The 16,097-nt window shown below is 68.3% G+C and carries 18 protein-coding genes; 8 read left to right on the forward strand and 10 right to left on the reverse strand.

Annotated features, from left to right (window positions below; translation table 11 throughout):
• Positions 1 to 64 precede the first annotated feature (64 nt).
• Positions 65 to 1,045, forward strand: a complete 981-nt coding sequence (locus QMX82_RS00355; RefSeq protein WP_282280816.1) for an aldo/keto reductase — start codon at positions 65 to 67, stop codon at positions 1,043 to 1,045.
• 218 nt (positions 1,046 to 1,263) lie between these two features.
• Here QMX82_RS00355 and QMX82_RS00360 read toward each other — a convergent pair whose 3' ends face one another.
• Entirely contained in the window at positions 1,264 to 1,866 is a 603-nt protein-coding gene (locus QMX82_RS00360; RefSeq protein ID WP_280310269.1) for an FMN-dependent NADH-azoreductase, read from the reverse strand.
• A gap of 110 nt (positions 1,867 to 1,976) precedes the next feature.
• On the opposite strand from QMX82_RS00360, the gene QMX82_RS00365 reads away from it, so the two are divergent.
• A complete protein-coding gene (locus QMX82_RS00365; RefSeq protein ID WP_282280817.1) occupies positions 1,977 to 2,885 on the forward strand; it encodes a LysR family transcriptional regulator in 909 nt (302 codons plus the stop codon).
• On the opposite strand, the gene QMX82_RS00370 is transcribed toward QMX82_RS00365, so the two are convergent.
• The 3 genes from QMX82_RS00370 to QMX82_RS00380 form a co-directional block, all read right to left on the reverse strand.
• Entirely contained in the window at positions 2,882 to 3,466 is a 585-nt protein-coding gene (locus QMX82_RS00370) for a LysE family translocator (RefSeq protein WP_280310273.1), read from the reverse strand. The genes QMX82_RS00365 and QMX82_RS00370 overlap by 4 nt on opposite strands.
• Before the next feature lie 47 nt (positions 3,467 to 3,513).
• Positions 3,514 to 4,353 (reverse strand): AraC family transcriptional regulator, encoded by an 840-nt coding sequence (locus tag QMX82_RS00375; protein ID WP_282280818.1) that lies wholly within the window; start codon positions 4,351 to 4,353, stop codon positions 3,514 to 3,516.
• Positions 4,354 to 4,427: 74 nt separating this feature from the next.
• Positions 4,428 to 5,324, reverse strand: coding sequence for a LysR family transcriptional regulator (locus QMX82_RS00380; protein ID WP_280310277.1), 897 nt, complete (start codon positions 5,322 to 5,324; stop codon positions 4,428 to 4,430).
• Positions 5,325 to 5,429: 105 nt separating this feature from the next.
• Between QMX82_RS00380 and QMX82_RS00385 the strand changes: the two genes are divergently transcribed.
• The 3 genes from QMX82_RS00385 to QMX82_RS00395 all read left to right on the forward strand — a co-directional run bounded on the left by QMX82_RS00385 (position 5,430) and on the right by QMX82_RS00395 (position 8,291).
• Positions 5,430 to 6,515, forward strand: coding sequence for a tartrate dehydrogenase (locus QMX82_RS00385; protein WP_282280819.1), 1,086 nt, complete (start codon positions 5,430 to 5,432; stop codon positions 6,513 to 6,515).
• 1 nt (position 6,516) lies between these two features.
• Entirely contained in the window at positions 6,517 to 7,395 is an 879-nt protein-coding gene (locus QMX82_RS00390; RefSeq protein ID WP_282280820.1) for an alpha/beta fold hydrolase, read from the forward strand.
• A 104-nt stretch (positions 7,396 to 7,499) separates the two neighbouring features.
• Entirely contained in the window at positions 7,500 to 8,291 is a 792-nt protein-coding gene (locus QMX82_RS00395) for a phosphatase PAP2 family protein (RefSeq protein ID WP_282280821.1), read from the forward strand.
• Positions 8,292 to 8,297: 6 nt separating this feature from the next.
• On the opposite strand, the gene QMX82_RS00400 is transcribed toward QMX82_RS00395, so the two are convergent.
• The 6 genes from QMX82_RS00400 to choX form a co-directional block, all read right to left on the reverse strand.
• Complete coding sequence (locus QMX82_RS00400; RefSeq protein WP_064309107.1) at positions 8,298 to 8,549, reverse strand: hypothetical protein; 252 nt, start codon at positions 8,547 to 8,549, stop codon at positions 8,298 to 8,300.
• Positions 8,550 to 8,816: 267 nt separating this feature from the next.
• Positions 8,817 to 9,806 carry an alpha/beta hydrolase gene (locus QMX82_RS00405; RefSeq protein ID WP_282280822.1) on the reverse strand — a complete coding sequence of 330 codons (990 nt, stop codon included), beginning with the start codon at positions 9,804 to 9,806 and terminating at the stop codon, positions 8,817 to 8,819.
• Positions 9,803 to 10,273 (reverse strand): thioesterase family protein, encoded by a 471-nt coding sequence (locus QMX82_RS00410; RefSeq protein ID WP_282280823.1) that lies wholly within the window; start codon positions 10,271 to 10,273, stop codon positions 9,803 to 9,805. Before QMX82_RS00410 ends, QMX82_RS00405 begins: the two co-directional genes overlap by 4 nt.
• 8 nt (positions 10,274 to 10,281) lie before the next feature.
• Positions 10,282 to 11,226, reverse strand: coding sequence for an L-carnitine dehydrogenase (locus QMX82_RS00415; RefSeq protein ID WP_282280824.1), 945 nt, complete (start codon positions 11,224 to 11,226; stop codon positions 10,282 to 10,284).
• The gene (locus QMX82_RS00420) at positions 11,223 to 12,110 is read right to left on the reverse strand and encodes a 3-keto-5-aminohexanoate cleavage protein (protein WP_058791816.1); all 888 of its coding nucleotides are present in this window, start codon (positions 12,108 to 12,110) and stop codon (positions 11,223 to 11,225) included. Before QMX82_RS00420 ends, QMX82_RS00415 begins: the two co-directional genes overlap by 4 nt.
• 19 nt (positions 12,111 to 12,129) lie before the next feature.
• The gene (gene choX, locus QMX82_RS00425) at positions 12,130 to 13,062 is read right to left on the reverse strand and encodes a choline ABC transporter substrate-binding protein (RefSeq protein ID WP_282280825.1); all 933 of its coding nucleotides are present in this window, start codon (positions 13,060 to 13,062) and stop codon (positions 12,130 to 12,132) included.
• Positions 13,063 to 13,217: 155 nt separating this feature from the next.
• Here choX and QMX82_RS00430 point away from each other — a divergent pair, with 155 nt between their 5' ends.
• The 3 genes from QMX82_RS00430 to QMX82_RS00440 all read left to right on the forward strand — a co-directional run bounded on the left by QMX82_RS00430 (position 13,218) and on the right by QMX82_RS00440 (position 16,032).
• Entirely contained in the window at positions 13,218 to 14,204 is a 987-nt protein-coding gene (locus QMX82_RS00430; protein ID WP_280310297.1) for a GlxA family transcriptional regulator, read from the forward strand.
• Positions 14,205 to 14,335: 131 nt separating this feature from the next.
• Positions 14,336 to 15,313, forward strand: coding sequence for a dipeptidase (locus QMX82_RS00435; protein WP_017641587.1), 978 nt, complete (start codon positions 14,336 to 14,338; stop codon positions 15,311 to 15,313).
• A gap of 188 nt (positions 15,314 to 15,501) precedes the next feature.
• Positions 15,502 to 16,032, forward strand: coding sequence for a DUF5943 domain-containing protein (locus QMX82_RS00440; RefSeq protein WP_007160248.1), 531 nt, complete (start codon positions 15,502 to 15,504; stop codon positions 16,030 to 16,032).
• Positions 16,033 to 16,097 lie beyond the last annotated feature (65 nt).

Here is a 16,097-nt window from a genome sequence, read left to right on the forward strand (position 1 = left end):
AGTTCGTTGCAGTCGATCCGGGACCGCCATGGTCAACTCTTTTCGACCACCCCTGGAGGCCCCCATGAACTACCGCAATCTAGGCCGTACCGGTCTGAAGATATCGCCCCTCTGCCTCGGCTGCATGACCTACGGCGTCCCCGAGCGCGGCAATCACCCCTGGACCCTGCCGGAAGACCAGAGCCAGCCGCTGCTGAAGAAGGCGCTGGATCTCGGCATCAACTTCTTCGACACCGCCAACAGCTACTCCGACGGCACCAGCGAAGAGATCGTCGGCCGCTTCCTCAAGGCCAATGCCGTGCGCGAGGAAATCGTGCTGGCGACCAAGGTGTACTTCCCGCTGCGCGACAAGCCTAATGTCGGCGGCCTGTCGCGCAAGGCCATCTTCGCCGCCATCGACGCCAGCCTGCAGCGCCTGGGCACCGACTATGTCGATCTTTACCAGATCCATCGCTGGGACTATCACACGCCCATCGAGGAGACCCTGGAAGCCCTGCATGACGTGGTCAAGGCCGGCAAGGCGCTGCACATCGGGGCCAGCAGCATGTACGCCTGGCAATTCGCCAAGGCGCTGCACACCGCCGAGCGCCATGGCTGGACGAGATTCGCCACCATGCAGAACCACGTCAATCTGCTCGCTCGCGAAGAGGAGCGGGAGATGCTGCCGCTGTGTCGCGATGCCGGCATCGGCGTGATCCCCTGGAGTCCGCTGGCCCGTGGCCGCCTGACCCGTGACTGGGACGCCAGCACCGCGCGCACCGAAAGCGATGCCTTCGGCAAGACGCTCTATACCGCCAGCGAGGAATCCGATCGGCAGATCGTCGCCGCCGTGGCGCGCATCGCCGAAGCCCGCGGCGTGCCGCGTGCCCAGGTGGCCCTGGCCTGGCTGCTGCAGAAGCCGGGCATCGACGCGCCCATCGTCGGCGCGTCCAAGCCGCAGCATCTGGAGGATGCGGTGGCGGCGCTGGAACTGCAGCTGAGCGAGGAAGATATCAGTGCCCTGGAAGCGCCCTATGTGCCGCATCCGGTGGTGGGATTCAGCTGAGGCGGGGCCTGCCCTTACCCCGGCCCGCTCCCGTAGGGAGAGGGGGAAAAGCGCATCGGTGCGGTTGGATGAGCGCTGGTGCCCCAGGCCTCCAGAGCTTGCCGCGATCTTTGAAGTGAGGAGTTTTCAGGCGTACCCGAATCTCACCTTACAAAGACGAGGGCCGCTCTGCTTCCCTCTCCCTGAGGGAGAGGGGCCGGGGTTGAGGGCGTCCGGACTCAGGCGTACTGGTCGGCGATCTGGCGTTCGGCGCTGGCCAGGGCCGCGCTCTTGGCTTCGTCGCCATAGGCCAGGCCTTCGGCGCGGACGATCTGGACATCGGTGATGCCGAGGAAGCCCAGCAGCAGCTTCAGATAGTCTTCGTGGGCGATACCGGTGGGCTTGCCGGCATGGATGCCGCCCGCGGTGGCGACGATGATCGCCTTCTTGTCGCCACACAGGCCTTCCGGACCGGCTTCACCATAGCGGAAGGTGGTGCCGGCCACGGTGATGCGGTCGATCCAGGCCTTGAGCTGGGTCGGGATGGTGAAGTTGTACATGGGCGCACCCAGTACCAGTACGTCGGCGGCAAGGAATTCCTGCAGGGCGCGGGCATTGCGCTCGGCTTCGTCACGTTGCTCGGCGCTGCGCTGTTCGGCCGGGGTCGCACCGGCAGCCAGACTGGCGGCGGAGAAGTGACCCAGGGAATCGTGGGCGAGGTCATGGTAGCTGACCTCGAGGCCTGGCGTAGCGGCCTTGAGGGCACCGACGACCTTGGCAGTCAGGGCCCGGGAGGCGGAATGATCACCCAGGATGCTGGAATCGATGTGCAAGAGTTTCATGGCGGTAGTCCTATGGGGTTCGACGCGATGAGCCCAGACTACCGATAAGACGATCGGCTGATTAGTCGCCTAGAATGCGATGCTTCGTCCCATGGATAGGACAATCGCCCATGCAAGACCTCAATGATCTCGCCTACTTCGCCAAGGTGGTGGAAGCCGGGGGTTTCGCTGCCGCCGGGCGCCTGCTGGGCGTTCCCAAGTCGCGGCTGTCCCGGCGCATCGCCGAACTGGAGACCCGCCTGGGGGCGCGGCTGCTGCAGCGCACCACCCGTACCCTGACCCTGACCACTCTCGGCGAGCGCTACCTGGTGCACTGCCAGGCGCTGCTGCGCGAGGCGGAGAGCGCTGCCGAAACGGCGGCCAGTCTGTCCAGCGAACCCCGTGGACCGCTGCGGGTATCCTGCCCGGTGGCCCTGGCCCAGGACTACCTGCCCGACGTCGTCACCCGCTTCCTGCAGCGCTATCCCCTGGTGCAGCTGGAGCTGGTGCTGGTCAATCGGCGGGTGGACGTGGTCAACGAGGGCCTCGACGTGGCCCTGCGGGTAAGGGACGTCGACGACGTGGAGCCGGGGCTGATCGTGCGCCGCCTGCGCCAGGCCTCCGGGGTGCTGGTGGCCGCCCCCGCCTTTCTCGTCGGTCGCCAGCTGGATGCGCCGGAAGCCCTGCTGGGGGTCCCGCTGCTCGGCGCCCTGGAGCTGGATCGCCGGGTGCACCTGCGCATGGTCGGTCCCGCCGGCCAGCGCCGCGAACTGGTGCTGGAAGCCCGACTGGGCATCGACGACTTCAGCGTACGCAAGACCGCCGCCCTGGCGGGCCTTGGCTACACGATGCTGCCGCTGCTCTATTGCGAGACCGAACTGGCCGAGGGTCGCCTGCAGCGCCTGCTGCCGGACTGGTCGCTGCCCGGCGGCCACCTGCAGGCCGCCTATGCCCACAGGCGCGGCCAGTTGCCGGCGGTACGCGCCTGGCTGGAGCACCTGGAGGACAGCTTTCGCGATCAGGGCGGGATGCCGGTCTAGATCACCGTCGCCCAGGCCGAGGCGAGCAGCAGCGCCGCCATCCCCAGGTTGAAGCCGCGCCAGGCGCGGGTCGATTTCAGGCCATGCGCCGCGACCCGGCCAAGCAGCGCCCAGAGGCCCAGGCAGGGTACGGACACCAGCAGGAACACCAGGGCCAGCACCAGCACCTGCCGCCAGAGATCGGCACCGGGTTCGGCGTAGACGGTCACCACCGCCAGCGCCATGCTCCAGCTCTTGGGGTTGAGCACCTGCAGCCCGGCGGTACCCCCAAAGCCCAGGCGGGCACCGTCATCCGCCACCGCGGGCGCGCCGGCGCGGGCCAGTTGCCAGGCCAGCCAGCTCAGCCAGAGCACTCCGGCCCAGGCCAGGCCGCGCTGCCAGTCCGGATGGTGCGCCAGGGTCTGGCCGAGACCGAAGCCCACCACCAGCACCAGGGCCACCGCGCCCAGGCTGCCGCCCAGCACCAGCGGCAAGCTGGCCCGGGCACCGTGGCGGGCGCTGTGGCCGAGGATGAGCACATTGGTCGGTCCGGGGGTGATGGAGGCGACCAGGGCGAACAGCAGGAAGGGCAACAGGGACATGGGAGACTCCTGGAAGGACTGAGCCACCAGGGTCGCAAGCCTTGCCGCTAGCGGTCTGGAAGATTCGAGCAGCGCGCGCGATAGGCCGCCGGGGTCAGGCCATAGGCGCGGCGGAACCAGCGACCCAGGTGACTCTGGTCGGCGAAGCCCAGGGCGGCGGCGGTCTCCGCCGGCGACAGGCCGTCGGCCAGCAGGCGGCGCGCCCGCGACAGGCGCAGCTGCACCAGATAGGCATGGGGCGCCAGCCCAAAGGCCGCCTTGAAGGCGCGGGTCAGGCGGAATCTGTCGACGCCAGCGGCCTGGGCCAGTTCCTCCAGACCGATGTCCTCGTGGTGATGGGCCTGCAGGAAGTCGCGGGCGCGCAGGGCCACCTGGGGCAGCCGTGGATCACCGGCCTGGGGCGCCCGCCATTGCAGCTGCGGCAGGAGGCGCAGCAGCAGGGCATCGAGGGCGCTTTGGCGGACGATGCGCAATTCCGGACGACTCAGGACCTCATGGGCCCAGGCCACGGCGCGATGCAGCTCGGCCTGCGCCACCAGGGTCCGGGCGAAGCCGGGTTCGCCCAGGGGGCGGCCGTCGCCATGCAGCCCCTGCAGCTCGCGCGCCAGCCACTGGGGATCGAGATAGAGCATGGAATAGGTGAAGCCCTCGGCCTCCGGCGCCTGGCCGTCGTGCAATTCACCGGGCTCCAGCAGGAAGACCTGGCCGGGGGTGCTCAGGTGGCGCTGACCACGGCAGTGGAATTGCTGCAGGCCCTGCTCGGTGTAGCCCACCAGATAGGCGTCGTGCCAGTGCGGGTCATAGGCATGGCCCTCGAAATGAGCGCGCAGGGTCTCGATGCCGGTCTCGGCGTCCTGCTGCAGCTGGATCCAGTGATCGTCGGCCATGGCGAGAGAAGGGGGCTTTCGGGCCTTTCAGTCTAGTCACTGACCTGATGTCGGTCTGGAAGATTCGTGCAGCCTTAGCGTCCCAGCCGCGCGGGCAGCTCCTGCGCCAGATGGCGGATCAGTTCGGACAGTCGGCGCGGCACGTGGCGTTGCTGGCGGTGCACCGCATAGATGGCCGCCGCCGAGGCCTCATGATCGGTCAGCAGCGGCACCAGGGCGCCGCTGGCGATCAGCTCGGCCACGTCCCATTCCGATCTCAGGATCAGCCCGTGGCCTTCCAGCGCCAGGCGCACCACCACCTCGCCATCGTTGCTGCTCAGGCTGCCGCGGACCTTCTGGGCGAAATGCTCGCCGTTCCGGGTGAAGCGCCAGACGGCGTAGTCGCCCGCGTCCTGTCGCAGCACCAGGCAGTTGTGCCGCGCCAGGTCGGCCACGCTTTCCGGCACGCCGGCCCGGGCCAGGTAGGCGGGGGCAGCGCAGAGCAGGCGGCGGTTGTCCAGCAGGCGATGGGCGATGACCCGGGCGTCCGGCGGTTCGCCGACGCGGATGTCCAGGTCGAAGGGACCGTCCAGCAGATTCACCGGATGGCTGGAGAGGTACAGGTTGAGCTCAAGTTCGGGATGGCGGCGGGCGAAGTCCGACAGCAGCGGCGCCAGGTGCCGGCGGCCGAAGCCGAAGGTGGCGTTGAGATTGAGCACCCCGGCGAGAGGCGCATCGGGTCGGCCGACCGCGGCTTCCAGGTCTTCCAGCTGGGTCAGCAGCGGGCGGGCGCCTTCCAGATAGCGCAGGCCTTCCGGGGTCAGGTCCAGGCGCCGCGTGGTGCGGCGGATCAGCTGCACGCCCAGCCGGCGCTCCAGGGCGGTGAGTCTCTTGCTCACCGCCGCCAGCGACAGGCCCAGTTCCCGGGCGGCGGCGGTCAGGCTGGGATGGCCAGCCAGGCGGACGAAGAAGGCAAGGTCATCGGTGGACAAGATTCTTGATCCCAGGTTAAGAATGGCTTTCCCTGGAGCGGGATTGTACGCCTCCGGCACGAGACTACACTGGGTCCATCCCATCCAGACTGCCGGAGAAAGCCCATGCAAGCGTCCAAGCCCCACAAGATCGCGGTCATCGCCGGCGACGGCATCGGCAAGGAAGTCATGCCCGAGGGCATCCGCGTGCTGGACGCCGCCGCCCGCCGCTTCGGCATCGAACTGCAGTGGGATCACTTCGACTTCGCCAGCGCCGAGTACTACCAGGCCCATGGCAAGATGCTGCCGGACGACTGGTTCGAAACGCTCAAGGGTTACGATGCCCTCTACTTCGGCGCCGTCGGCTGGCCGGACGTGGTGCCCGACCACATTTCCCTCTGGGGTTCGCTACTGCAATTCCGCCGCCGCTTCGACCAGTACGTCAACCTGCGCCCCTGCCGGTTGATGCCCGGGGTCAAGGCGCCCCTGGCCAATCGCCAGCCCGGCGACATCGACTTCTATGTGGTGCGCGAGAACACCGAGGGCGAGTATTCCAGCGTCGGCGGCATCATGTTCGAAGGCACCGAGCGCGAGGTGGTGATCCAGGAAACGGTGATGACCCGTCACGGCACCGACCGCATCCTCAAGTTCGCCTTCGACCTGGCCCAGCAGCGGCCACGCAAGAAGCTGACCTCGGCTACCAAGTCCAATGGCATCGCCATCACCATGCCTTGGTGGGACAGGCGCGTGGAGGAGATGGGCAAGGCCTATCCGGACGTGGCGGTGGACAAGTTCCACATCGACATCCTCACCGCCAACTTCGTCCTGCATCCGGACTGGTTCGATGTGGTGGTGGCCAGCAACCTGTTCGGCGACATCCTCTCCGACCTGGGCCCGGCCTGCACCGGCACCATCGGCATCGCGCCCTCGGCCAACATCAATCCGGAGCGCACCTTCCCCAGCCTGTTCGAGCCGGTGCACGGTTCGGCGCCGGACATCGCCGGGCGGGGCATCGCCAATCCCATCGGCCAGATCTGGTGCGGCGCCATGATGCTGGAGCACCTCGGCCATGCCGAGGCCGGCGCCGCCGTGGTGGCGGCCGTCGAGGCGGTACTGCGCCAGGGGCCCGAGCAGGCGCCCCTGACCCGCGACCTCGGCGGCCAGGGCACCACCGAAAGCCTGGGCCAGGCCATCGCCGCGGCCCTGGCCTGAGATGGACGGCTTCTTTGCGGGCTTCGAACAGCGGCGGCTGGATGTAGACGGCGTCGAGCTCAATTGCCGCGTCGGCGGCCAGGGCCCGGCGCTGCTCCTGCTCCACGGCCATCCGCAGACACTGGTCATGTGGCACAAGGTGGCACCGCGGCTGGCCGAGCGCTTCACCCTGGTGGCCGCCGACCTGCGCGGCTATGGCGACAGCGCCAAGCCCGAAGCGGGCACCGAGGCGTACAGCAAGCGTACCCTGGCGCGGGATAACGTCGCGCTGATGCGGCTGCTGGGCCACGAGCGCTTCGCCGTGCTGGCCCACGACCGCGGCGCCCGGGTCGCCCATCGCCTGGCACTGGATCATCCCGCGGCGGTGGAGCGGCTGATGCTGCTGGATATCGCGCCGACCCTGGCCATGTATCGGCAGACCGACGAGGCCTTCGCCCGGGCCTATTGGCACTGGTTCTTCCTGATCCGCCCGGCGCCGTTGCCCGAGCGGTTGATCGAAGCCGATCCGGAAGGCTATCTCAAGGGCGTGATGGGTACCCGCAGCGCCGGCCTGGCGCCCTTTCCCCCGGAGGTGCTGGCCGAATACCTGCGCTGCCTGAGCCTGCCCGGCACCGCCCGTGGCATCTGCGAGGACTACCGCGCCAGCGCCGGGATCGACCTGGCGCATGACCAGGCCGACCTGGATGCCGGGCGCCGGCTGGAATTGCCGCTGCGGGTGCTCTGGGGCGCCGAAGGCACCGTGGGGCGCTGCTTCGATCCGCTGGCCGAATGGCGCCAGGTGGCCACCCAGGTCAGCGGGCGCGCCTTGCCGGGTGGCCATTACCTGGCGGAAGAATTACCGGAGCTGGTCGCAGACGAGGCCCTGGCCTTCCTGGGTTGAGTCAGCGGATGCAAAGGACTGTTGCGTCATCTGGCTGTAACAAAGTGTGACGTTATCGAGGTCAAGCGGGTCTATTCGTGAAATTTTCGTGAAAAGAGACCTCGATGAACGCTCCACTCTTCTCTTCCACCTGGCAGTGGCGCCGCCTGGCGCTATGCCAGGGGCTGGCCCTGGGCCTGCTGCTGCTCTGGCTGATCCCTGACGTTCGGAGTCAGTTGCTGGCCTTCGACGCCAGGTTGTTCCACGCCCTCAATGCCCCGCTGGCGCAGTCCAGCGCCTGGCTCTATCTCTGGACCTTTTTCAGCCTGCGACCAGTGGATGCCCTGGTCGGCCTGATCCTGCTGGCGCTGCTGGTCCGGGGCGACTGGGCCTATCCGGCCCGGCAGGTACGGCCAGCGCTGGCGGCCTTCGTCGGTCTACTGGTGATCCTGCTGATCGTGCGCACCCTGCTGACCAAGGGCATCGAAGCCTGGGGTTTGCAGCATTCCAGTCCGTCCGATGTGCTCGCCGGCGCCTATCTGCTCAGCGATCGCTTTCCCGGGCTGGAACACGGCTGGGAGTTGAAGGACAGATCCGGCGCCAGCTTTCCCGGCGATCACGCCTCGGTGCTGCTGCTGTGGGCGCTGTTCATGGCGCATTTCACCCGCGGGGGACGGCGACTGATAGTGGCCGCGCTGGCCGTGCTGTTCATGCTGCCGCGGCTGGTGGCCGGCGCCCACTGGGGCTCGGATGACTATATCGGCGGGCTGGCCCTGGCCTTGGGTGTGATCAGCCTGAGCCTGCACACGCCGCTGGCCGCCGCCTTTGCCCGCCAGGGCGAGCGCCTGCTGACGCCCCCGTTGCGGGGCCTGGGACGGTTGCCGCTGCTGGGCCGGCTGAGTCTGCTGCGGCCCTAGGGTTCGCTAGGCACGCGTCGGGGCCAGGGCCGGCAGCAATTGCTGGTCGATGGCCTGGCGCACCGCCGGCAGCAGCGCCGCGCTGCCCGATAGCAATTCCTGGATCAGTTGCCGCAAGACCTGGGCGCGTTCCTGGTTGAGGCCCGTCACCGCCTGGCGACAGGCCTCGTCCGCGGTCGCCGCGGGCGTCACATTGAAACCCAGCGCACGCAGGCGGTCGCGGAAGTCGTCCTGGTCGATCAAGTCGGCGATCATCATGGTGCTGCCCTCTCCGGTGGAATGCCTGGATTCTCCCACTGGTGTCGCAGACGGCAAGCCGGGCTGGCGTCGCCGCATAGCCGGATGTCGTTTTTGGAAAGCGCCTCGCCGTCTGCCCAGGCAATGTAGATTTATTACGACGCCCTGCCCGGACAATCTGCCGCAGGGTCAAGGGCGAGGTTCGCCGTTAGAATGGCGCCTATCAACGACATTTTCCGGTTGTTCGCCACCAGAGTCGAGCAACCCCCGGTTACACACTGAGGCCCATCAGGGCGTTTGAACCTCTTCCGTCTCCAGCGGTTGAGGTTTTTTTTTGTCTTTTGCCAGGTCAGCGGCGGGCAGGGTGGCCAATTCGCCAGCGAGAAAGCGCTCCAGGGCCTCGCGCAGGGCCTCGGCCCGCCGGCCCCGCGCGCGCAGGGCGCCATGCAACAGACCGGCACCTTGCCACAGGCGACAGGGCGTCCGGCCGCCACGCAGGGCAGCGGCATAGGCGCGGCCGTGGTCGGCCAGGGGATCGCGCTGGGCCACGGCGACCAGGGCCGGCGCCAACCCGCTGAAATCGCCAGCCTGCAACGGCAGGGCGAGAGACTCGCGGCGCTCCGCCGGGTGGGGCAGATAGACATCCAGACACGCTCGCCAGTCGGCGGCGCTCAGCAGCGGCGCCTGGGCCTGCCGGCGTTCGCTGGGCAGCATCCGTGCGGTCAGCGCGGGATAGATCAATGCCTGGGCCCGCGGCTGGGCACGCCTCTGCTGCCGCAGCGCCAGGCACAGGGCGGCAGCGAGAGCGCCGCCGGCACTGTCGCCGGCCACCGCCAGCCGGGTCGGGTCCAGCCCCAGGGTCAAGGCTTGCTGCTGCAACCAGTCCCAGGCCTGGCAGGCATCGTCCAGGGCGGCGGGATAGGGGTGCTCGGGCGCCAGGCGATAGTCCACCAGCAGCACCGCCAGTCCCAGTCGTCGCGCCAGCCGTGCTGCGAGAAAGCCATGGGAATCCAGGTCGCCGAGCATCCAGCCGCCGCCGTGCAGATAGAGCAGGGCGGGGCGGTCAGCGGCGGACTCCCGCGGCGCCACCAGCCGCAACGGTACGGCGCCGGCGCGGTGATCGCTGACCGCCAGGCCCCTGTAGTCAGCCGGCGCCAGGGCGGCGCAGAGCCGCGCATAGGCCTGGCGCTGTGCCTGGAGGTCTGAATCGGTAGTGGCGAAGGCCTGGCTGGCCGTGACGAAGGCGGCCATGTCCGCCGACAGCGGGGGCGCCTTCATGGGCGGGGCGGGGGCAGGCCGATGACCCGCCCGACATGCTCCGGCCAGGGCTCGTCCCGCTGCGCCGCCAGCCGGGTCGCCAGCCAGTCGTGCACCCGTGGCGCGAAGGGCGCGGAACGGGGGCCGTCCAGGTGGACGTGCAGCAGCAGTTGCTCGGAGGCGGCCAGCAGGTCGGCCTGGCCCTGGTGATGGAGGCCGAAGTGCAGGTGCAGCCGCTTGGCGTCCAACGCCAGGAATCTTACCCGCACCTCCAGCCGGGCATCCGCCTTCACTTCATGGAGGAAGTTGAGGTGGCACTCCAGGGTGAACAGCGAGTGCCCGCTGGCGGCGCGGCCGGCGGCGCCCAGGCCCATGGCGTCCATCAGGGCGTCGCTGGCGTGGCTGAAGATCAGCAGGTAGTAGGCGTCGCGCAGGTGGCCGTTGTAGTCGACCCACTCGGGCGCGACCGGGGTGCGATGGATGATCATGGCCGCTCCTAGTCCCGAATCCCGTGGCGCGTCTTGCAGTCGGCGATGGCCGCCTGCACCGCCAGCAGGCAGTCGTCGCGATAGCGCTCCAGCGCCGCCAGTTCCAGATCGCCCTGCTGGGCCTGGGTACCCTCGACCACGGCGTCGATCAGGCCGTCGGTCAGCTCCGGGGCTTCCAGGTAGGTCCAGGGCAGCTTCAGCGCCGGACCGAATTGCTGCATGAAGTGGCGCATGCCCGCCGGGCCGCCGGCCAGGGTGTAGGTCAGGAAGGTGCCCATGAACGACCAGCGCAGGCCGGCGCCATAGCGGATGGCGTCGTCGATCTCGCCAGTGGTGGCGACGCCGTCGTTGACCAGGTGCAGGGCTTCGCGCCAGAGCGCTTCGAGCAGGCGATCGGCGATGAAGCCGGGCACCTCCTTGCGCACCCGCAGCGGTCGCATGCCCAGCTCGCGATAGAAGGCTTCGGCGCGCTTCAGGTTGGCCGCCGAGGTCTGGCTGCCACCCACCACCTCCACCAGCGGCAGGAGATAGACCGGATTGAACGGATGGCCCACCAGACAGCGCTCGGGGTGCAGCGCCTCCGCATAGAAGTCGCTCGGCAGCAGGCCCGAGGTGCTGGAGCAGATCAGGGCGTCGGGCCGGGCCGCGCGACTGACCTGGGCATGCAGTTCGCGCTTGAGCTCCAGGCGTTCGGGGGCGCTTTCCTGGATGACGTCGGCATCGGCCACCGCGGCGTCCAGGTCGGTATGGAAACTCAGGCGCTCCAGGCTGGCACCGGCTGCCAGGCCCTGGGCTTGCAGGGCCGGCCAGGCATTGGCCAGGCGGGTGCGCAGGGCGGCTTCGGCGCCGGGCGCCGGATCCCAGGCACGGACATCCAGGCCGCGGGCCAGGGCGCGGGCGATCCAGCCGGCGCCGATCACGCCGGTGCCGAGGGCGGCGAAGACGGCGCTCATCGGGCACCTCCCAGTTGCATGCGGTCGCGCCCTTCGGCGGGGCTCAGGGCGCGCCCGCCCAGGCGTTCGATGATCTGGATGACCCGCTCCACCAGACTGCCGTTGGTGGCGTGGACGCCACGGTCCAGCCAGAGATTGTCTTCCAGGCCGACGCGGACGTTGCCACCCAGCAGCATGGCCTGGGCAGCCATGGGCATCTGCATCCGGCCGATGCCGAAGCCGGCCCAGCAGGCGCCCGCCGGCAGGTTGTCGACCATGGCCTTCATGGTGGTGGTATCGGCCGGGGCGCCCCAGGGAATGCCCAGGCACAGCTGGAACAGCGGATCCTTCAGCAGCCCCTCCTTGAGCAGCTGCTTGGCGAACCAGAGGTGGCCGGTGTCGAAGATCTCCAGCTCGGCCTTCACCCCCAGTTCGGTGATGCGCCTGGCCCCGGCGCGCAGTTGCGCGGGGGTGGAGACATAGATGAAGTCGCCGTCGCCGAAGTTGAGGGTGCCGCAATCCAAGGTGCAGATGTCCGGACGCAATTCCTCGACATGCAGCAGGCGGGTGAGGGGACCGACCAGGTCCGAGCCGGGGCCGAAGTCGGTGGGCGTCTCGCCCGGGCCGATCTCCAGGTCGCCGCCCATGCCGGCGGTGAGGTTGATGACGATCTCGGCGTCCGCCTCGCGGATGCGCTCGACCACCTCGCGATAGAGGGCCACGTCGCGACTCGGCTTGCCGGTGGCGGGATCGCGCACATGGGCGTGCACCACGGTGGCGCCGGCGCGGGCCGCTTCCAGGGCGGCGGCGGCGATCTGCGCCGGGGTAACGGGGACATGGGGATTGCGGCCTACGGTATCACCGGCGCCGGTCAGGGCGCAGGTGACGATGACATCGGTGTTCATGGGGTCTGTCCTTGGGCGATCAGAGCTTGAGAGCGGCGGGCTGGCCGGTATGGGTGGTCACGCCCTGGAGAAAGGCGTCGAGGCGTTGCGGGTTGTTCTTGAGCCAGGCGCGGGCGGCGTCCTTGGGCGCGACGCGCTCCAGGATGGGCGCCATCACGGCACTGACCTCTGCGCTGTCCATGTGCAGATTGCTGAGCAGGCGCTGGACGTTGGCGCAGCGCTGCGGATAGTCGGCGGTGGTGACCACCGAGACCGTGGCCTGGCCTTCGTTGGGGCCGAAGACGTCTTCGCTGCCGGTCAGGTAGCGCATCTTGATCTGCAGGTTCATCGGGTGCGGCTTCCAGCCGAAGAAGACGATCCATTCCTTGCGCTTCTCGGCGCGGCGCACGGCGGTGAGCATGCCCGCCTCGCTGGACTCCACCAGCTGGAAGTCCTTGAGGCCGAAGCGGTCGGTCTTGATCATCTCGGCGGTGCCACGGTTGGCGCCGCTGCCCGGCTCGATGCCGTAGATCTTGCCGCCGAGCTTGTCCTTGAAGCGGGCGATGTCGGCAAAGGTCTTCAGGCCGCCCTCGTAGACGTACTCGGGCACCGCGAAGGTGGACTGGGCATCGGCCAGCAGCGGCGGGGTCAGCACCTTGACCTGGCCCTTGTCGACGAAGGGCTGCACCACCGGCTGCATGGTCGGCTGCCAGTAGCCGAGGAACACGTCCAGATTCTTGTCACCCATGGCCGCCATGATGATCTGCTGGGAGGCAGTGGTCGGCTTCACGCCGTAGCCGAGGCCTTCGAGCATGACCTCGGCCAGGGCACTGGTGGCGACCACGTCGGTCCAGCCGACGATGCCCATCCGCACCGTCTGGCAGCTGTCGGGATCGGCGGCACGAGCGCTGCCGAGGGTGGCGGCCAGCAGGCCGCAGGCGAGGAGGGTGGTGCTGAGGGTCTTGTTGGGCATGGCGAACTCCCTGGGGCGGCGGGCGGGGATGACTGCCGGTTGCCTTCTACCCTAGGCGCCTCGCTCGGCCGCCATGTGCAGCCCGACGACCGGAATTTGCACCCTGGCGACCTTCTTGCTTGCCCAAGCCAATCGTTACCTAGGACGCCCCACCCATGCCGCAGTCCTTTGCCTTTCTCCTGCTGCCCGGCTTTTCCGCCCTGGGCTTCATCGCCACCCTGGAACCCCTGCGGGTGGCCAACCGCTTTCGTCCGGGCAGCTATGGCTGGCGCATCCTCGGTCGCGAGGGCGCGGCGGTGACCGCCAGCAACGGCATGTCGGTCAATGTCGACGGCGGCCTCGACGCCCTGGAAGCGGGCACCACCCTGTTCGTGGTGGCCGGTTTCGAGCCTCTGGCCCATTACGACGACGGCCTCGCCAGCTGGCTGCGCCAGGTCGCCCGCCACGGCCATCCCCTGGGCGGCATCGACACCGGTGCCCTGGTGCTGGCCCGCGCCGGGCTGCTGGACGGGCACCGGATCACCCTGCACTGGGAGGCGGTGGCGGCCTTTCGCGAAGCCTGGCCGCAACTGGAAGTGACCGGCGAGCTGTTCGAGATCGACCGTGGTCGCATCACCTGCGCCGGCGGCACCGCCAGTCTCGACCTGCTGCTGGAGCTGATCGGCCGCAGCCACGGCAGCGCACTGGCGGTGCAGGTCTCCGAGCAATTCGTGCTCGGGCGCATCCGCCCGCCGCGCGAGCACCAGCGGCTGCAGGTGGCGCAGCGCTACGGCATCGCCAACCGAAAGCTGATCCGGGTGGTGGAGCGCATGGAGCGCCATACCGAGACGCCCATGGGCACCCTGGAACTGGCCGCCGGCATCCAGGTGACCCGCCGCCAGCTGGAGCGGCTGTTCCGCCTCCATCTGCAGACGACCCCTTCCACCTTCTATCTGCAATTGCGCCTGGACCGGGCACGCCAGCTGCTGCAGCAGGGCGAGGCCAGCGTGCTGGACGTCGCCCTGGCCTGCGGCTTCGAGTCCGCGTCCTATTTCTCCCGCTGCTACCGCCAGCGCTTCGGCCTGAGTCCGCGGGAAGACCGGCCGCACCGGTCGTCGGCGCCGGAGTCCGCGGCGGCGGTCGCGGGCCTGCCGCCGGGGTAGGCCGATCCGGTCACTGACGCTTCTGGTGATACCCCTGTCGTTTTTGCATCCGGTCGGCCAGGACCCCGGGGCTATGCTGGCCTCGAATCGCCGGCACCCGTTCCGGCGCGAGACCAACGCCGGAGCCTGTCATGAATGCCACCGAACTCCACGCCGACAGCATCGTCATCGACGGGCTGATCATCGCCAAGTGGAACCGCGAACTCTTCGAAGACATGCGCAAGGGTGGCCTGACCGCCGCCAACTGCACCGTCTCGGTATGGGAGGGCTTCCAGGCGACGGTCAACAACATCGCGGCGAGCCAGAAGCTGATCCGCGAGTGCAGCGATCTGGTGGTCCAGGTACGCACCACCGCCGAGATCCGCCAGGCCAAGGCCCAGGGCAAGACCGGCATCCTGTTCGGCTTCCAGAACGCCCATGCCTTCGAAGACCAGATCGGCTACGTCGAGATCTTCAAGCAGCTCGGCGTGGGCATCGTGCAGATGTGCTACAACACCCAGAACCTGGTGGGCACCGGCTGCTACGAGCGCGACGGCGGCCTGTCCGGCTTCGGTCGCGAGATCGTCGCCGAGATGAACCGCGTCGGCATCATGTGCGACCTCTCCCACGTCGGCTCCAAGACCAGCGAGGAAGTCATCCTCGAATCCAAGAAGCCGGTCTGCTACTCCCACTGCCTGCCGTCCGGCCTGAAGGAGCATCCGCGCAACAAGTCGGATGCGGAACTCAAGTTCATCGCCGACCACGGTGGCTTCGTCGGCGTGACCATGTTCGCCCCCTTCCTGGCCAAGGGCATCGACTCGACCATCGACGACTACGCCGAGGCCATCGAGTACGTGATGAACCTGGTGGGCGAAGACGCCATCGGCATCGGTACCGACTTCACCCAGGGCCATGGCCATGACTTCTTCGAGTGGCTGACCCACGACAAGGGCTACGCCCGTCGCCTGACCAGCTTCGGCAAGATCGTCAACCCGCTGGGCATCCGCACCGTGGGCGAATTTCCCAACCTGACCGAGACCCTGCTCAAGCGCGGCATGCCCGAGCGCACCGTGCGCAAGGTCATGGGCGAGAACTGGATGAGAATCCTCGGCGAAGTCTGGGGCGAGTAGTGAATACCTCTGGAGCCTACTGCGCACACCGCTAGCGGCGTCGCGTCCTCGCGCCCGGTTCGCCGTACCTCGGTACTGCTCTCACCTGGCGCTGCGGGGCTCCTTGCCAGCGGCGCGCTCGCTACGGCTCCACAGGCCTTCACCCACACCTTTTTTTAGATACGTATTAGCGAATCGGAGCTCCACACATGGCCAGCCACGCCCCCGAAATGCCCATCCAGGTCGACGACGAAACCGGCGTCTGGACCACCGACGCCCTGCCGATGCTGTACGTACCCCGGCACTTCTTCGTCAACAACCACATGGGCATCGAAGAAGTCCTGGGCGCCGACAAGTACGCCGAGATCCTCTACAAGGCCGGCTACAAGTCCGCCTGGCACTGGTGCGAGAAGGAAGCCGAATGCCATGGCATCCATGGCGCCGCGGTGTTCGAGCACTACATGAAGCGCCTGTCGCAGCGCGGTTGGGGCCTGTTCGAGACCCAGAAGCTCGACCTGGACACCGGCTACGCCGAGGTCAAGCTCAAGCATTCCGCCTTCGTCTACGTCTACGGCAAGGTCAATCGCAAGGTGGACTACATGTTCACCGGCTGGTTCTCCGGCGCCATCGACCAGATCCTGGCCGCCAAGGGCAGTGCCATCCGCACCGTCACCGTCCAGGAATACAGCGGTTCCGAAGAAGGCCACGACGACGGCCTGTTCGTCACCCGGCCGAAGTAACGCCGCGCCCCCGGGTGGCCGCCGACCCGCTCGCCGCCACCCCAGCGACACCCCAGAGCAAGAGC

Source organism: Pseudomonas sp. PS02302, from assembly GCF_029959585.1.
Classification (GTDB): domain Bacteria; phylum Pseudomonadota; class Gammaproteobacteria; order Pseudomonadales; family Pseudomonadaceae; genus Chryseomonas; species Chryseomonas aestiva.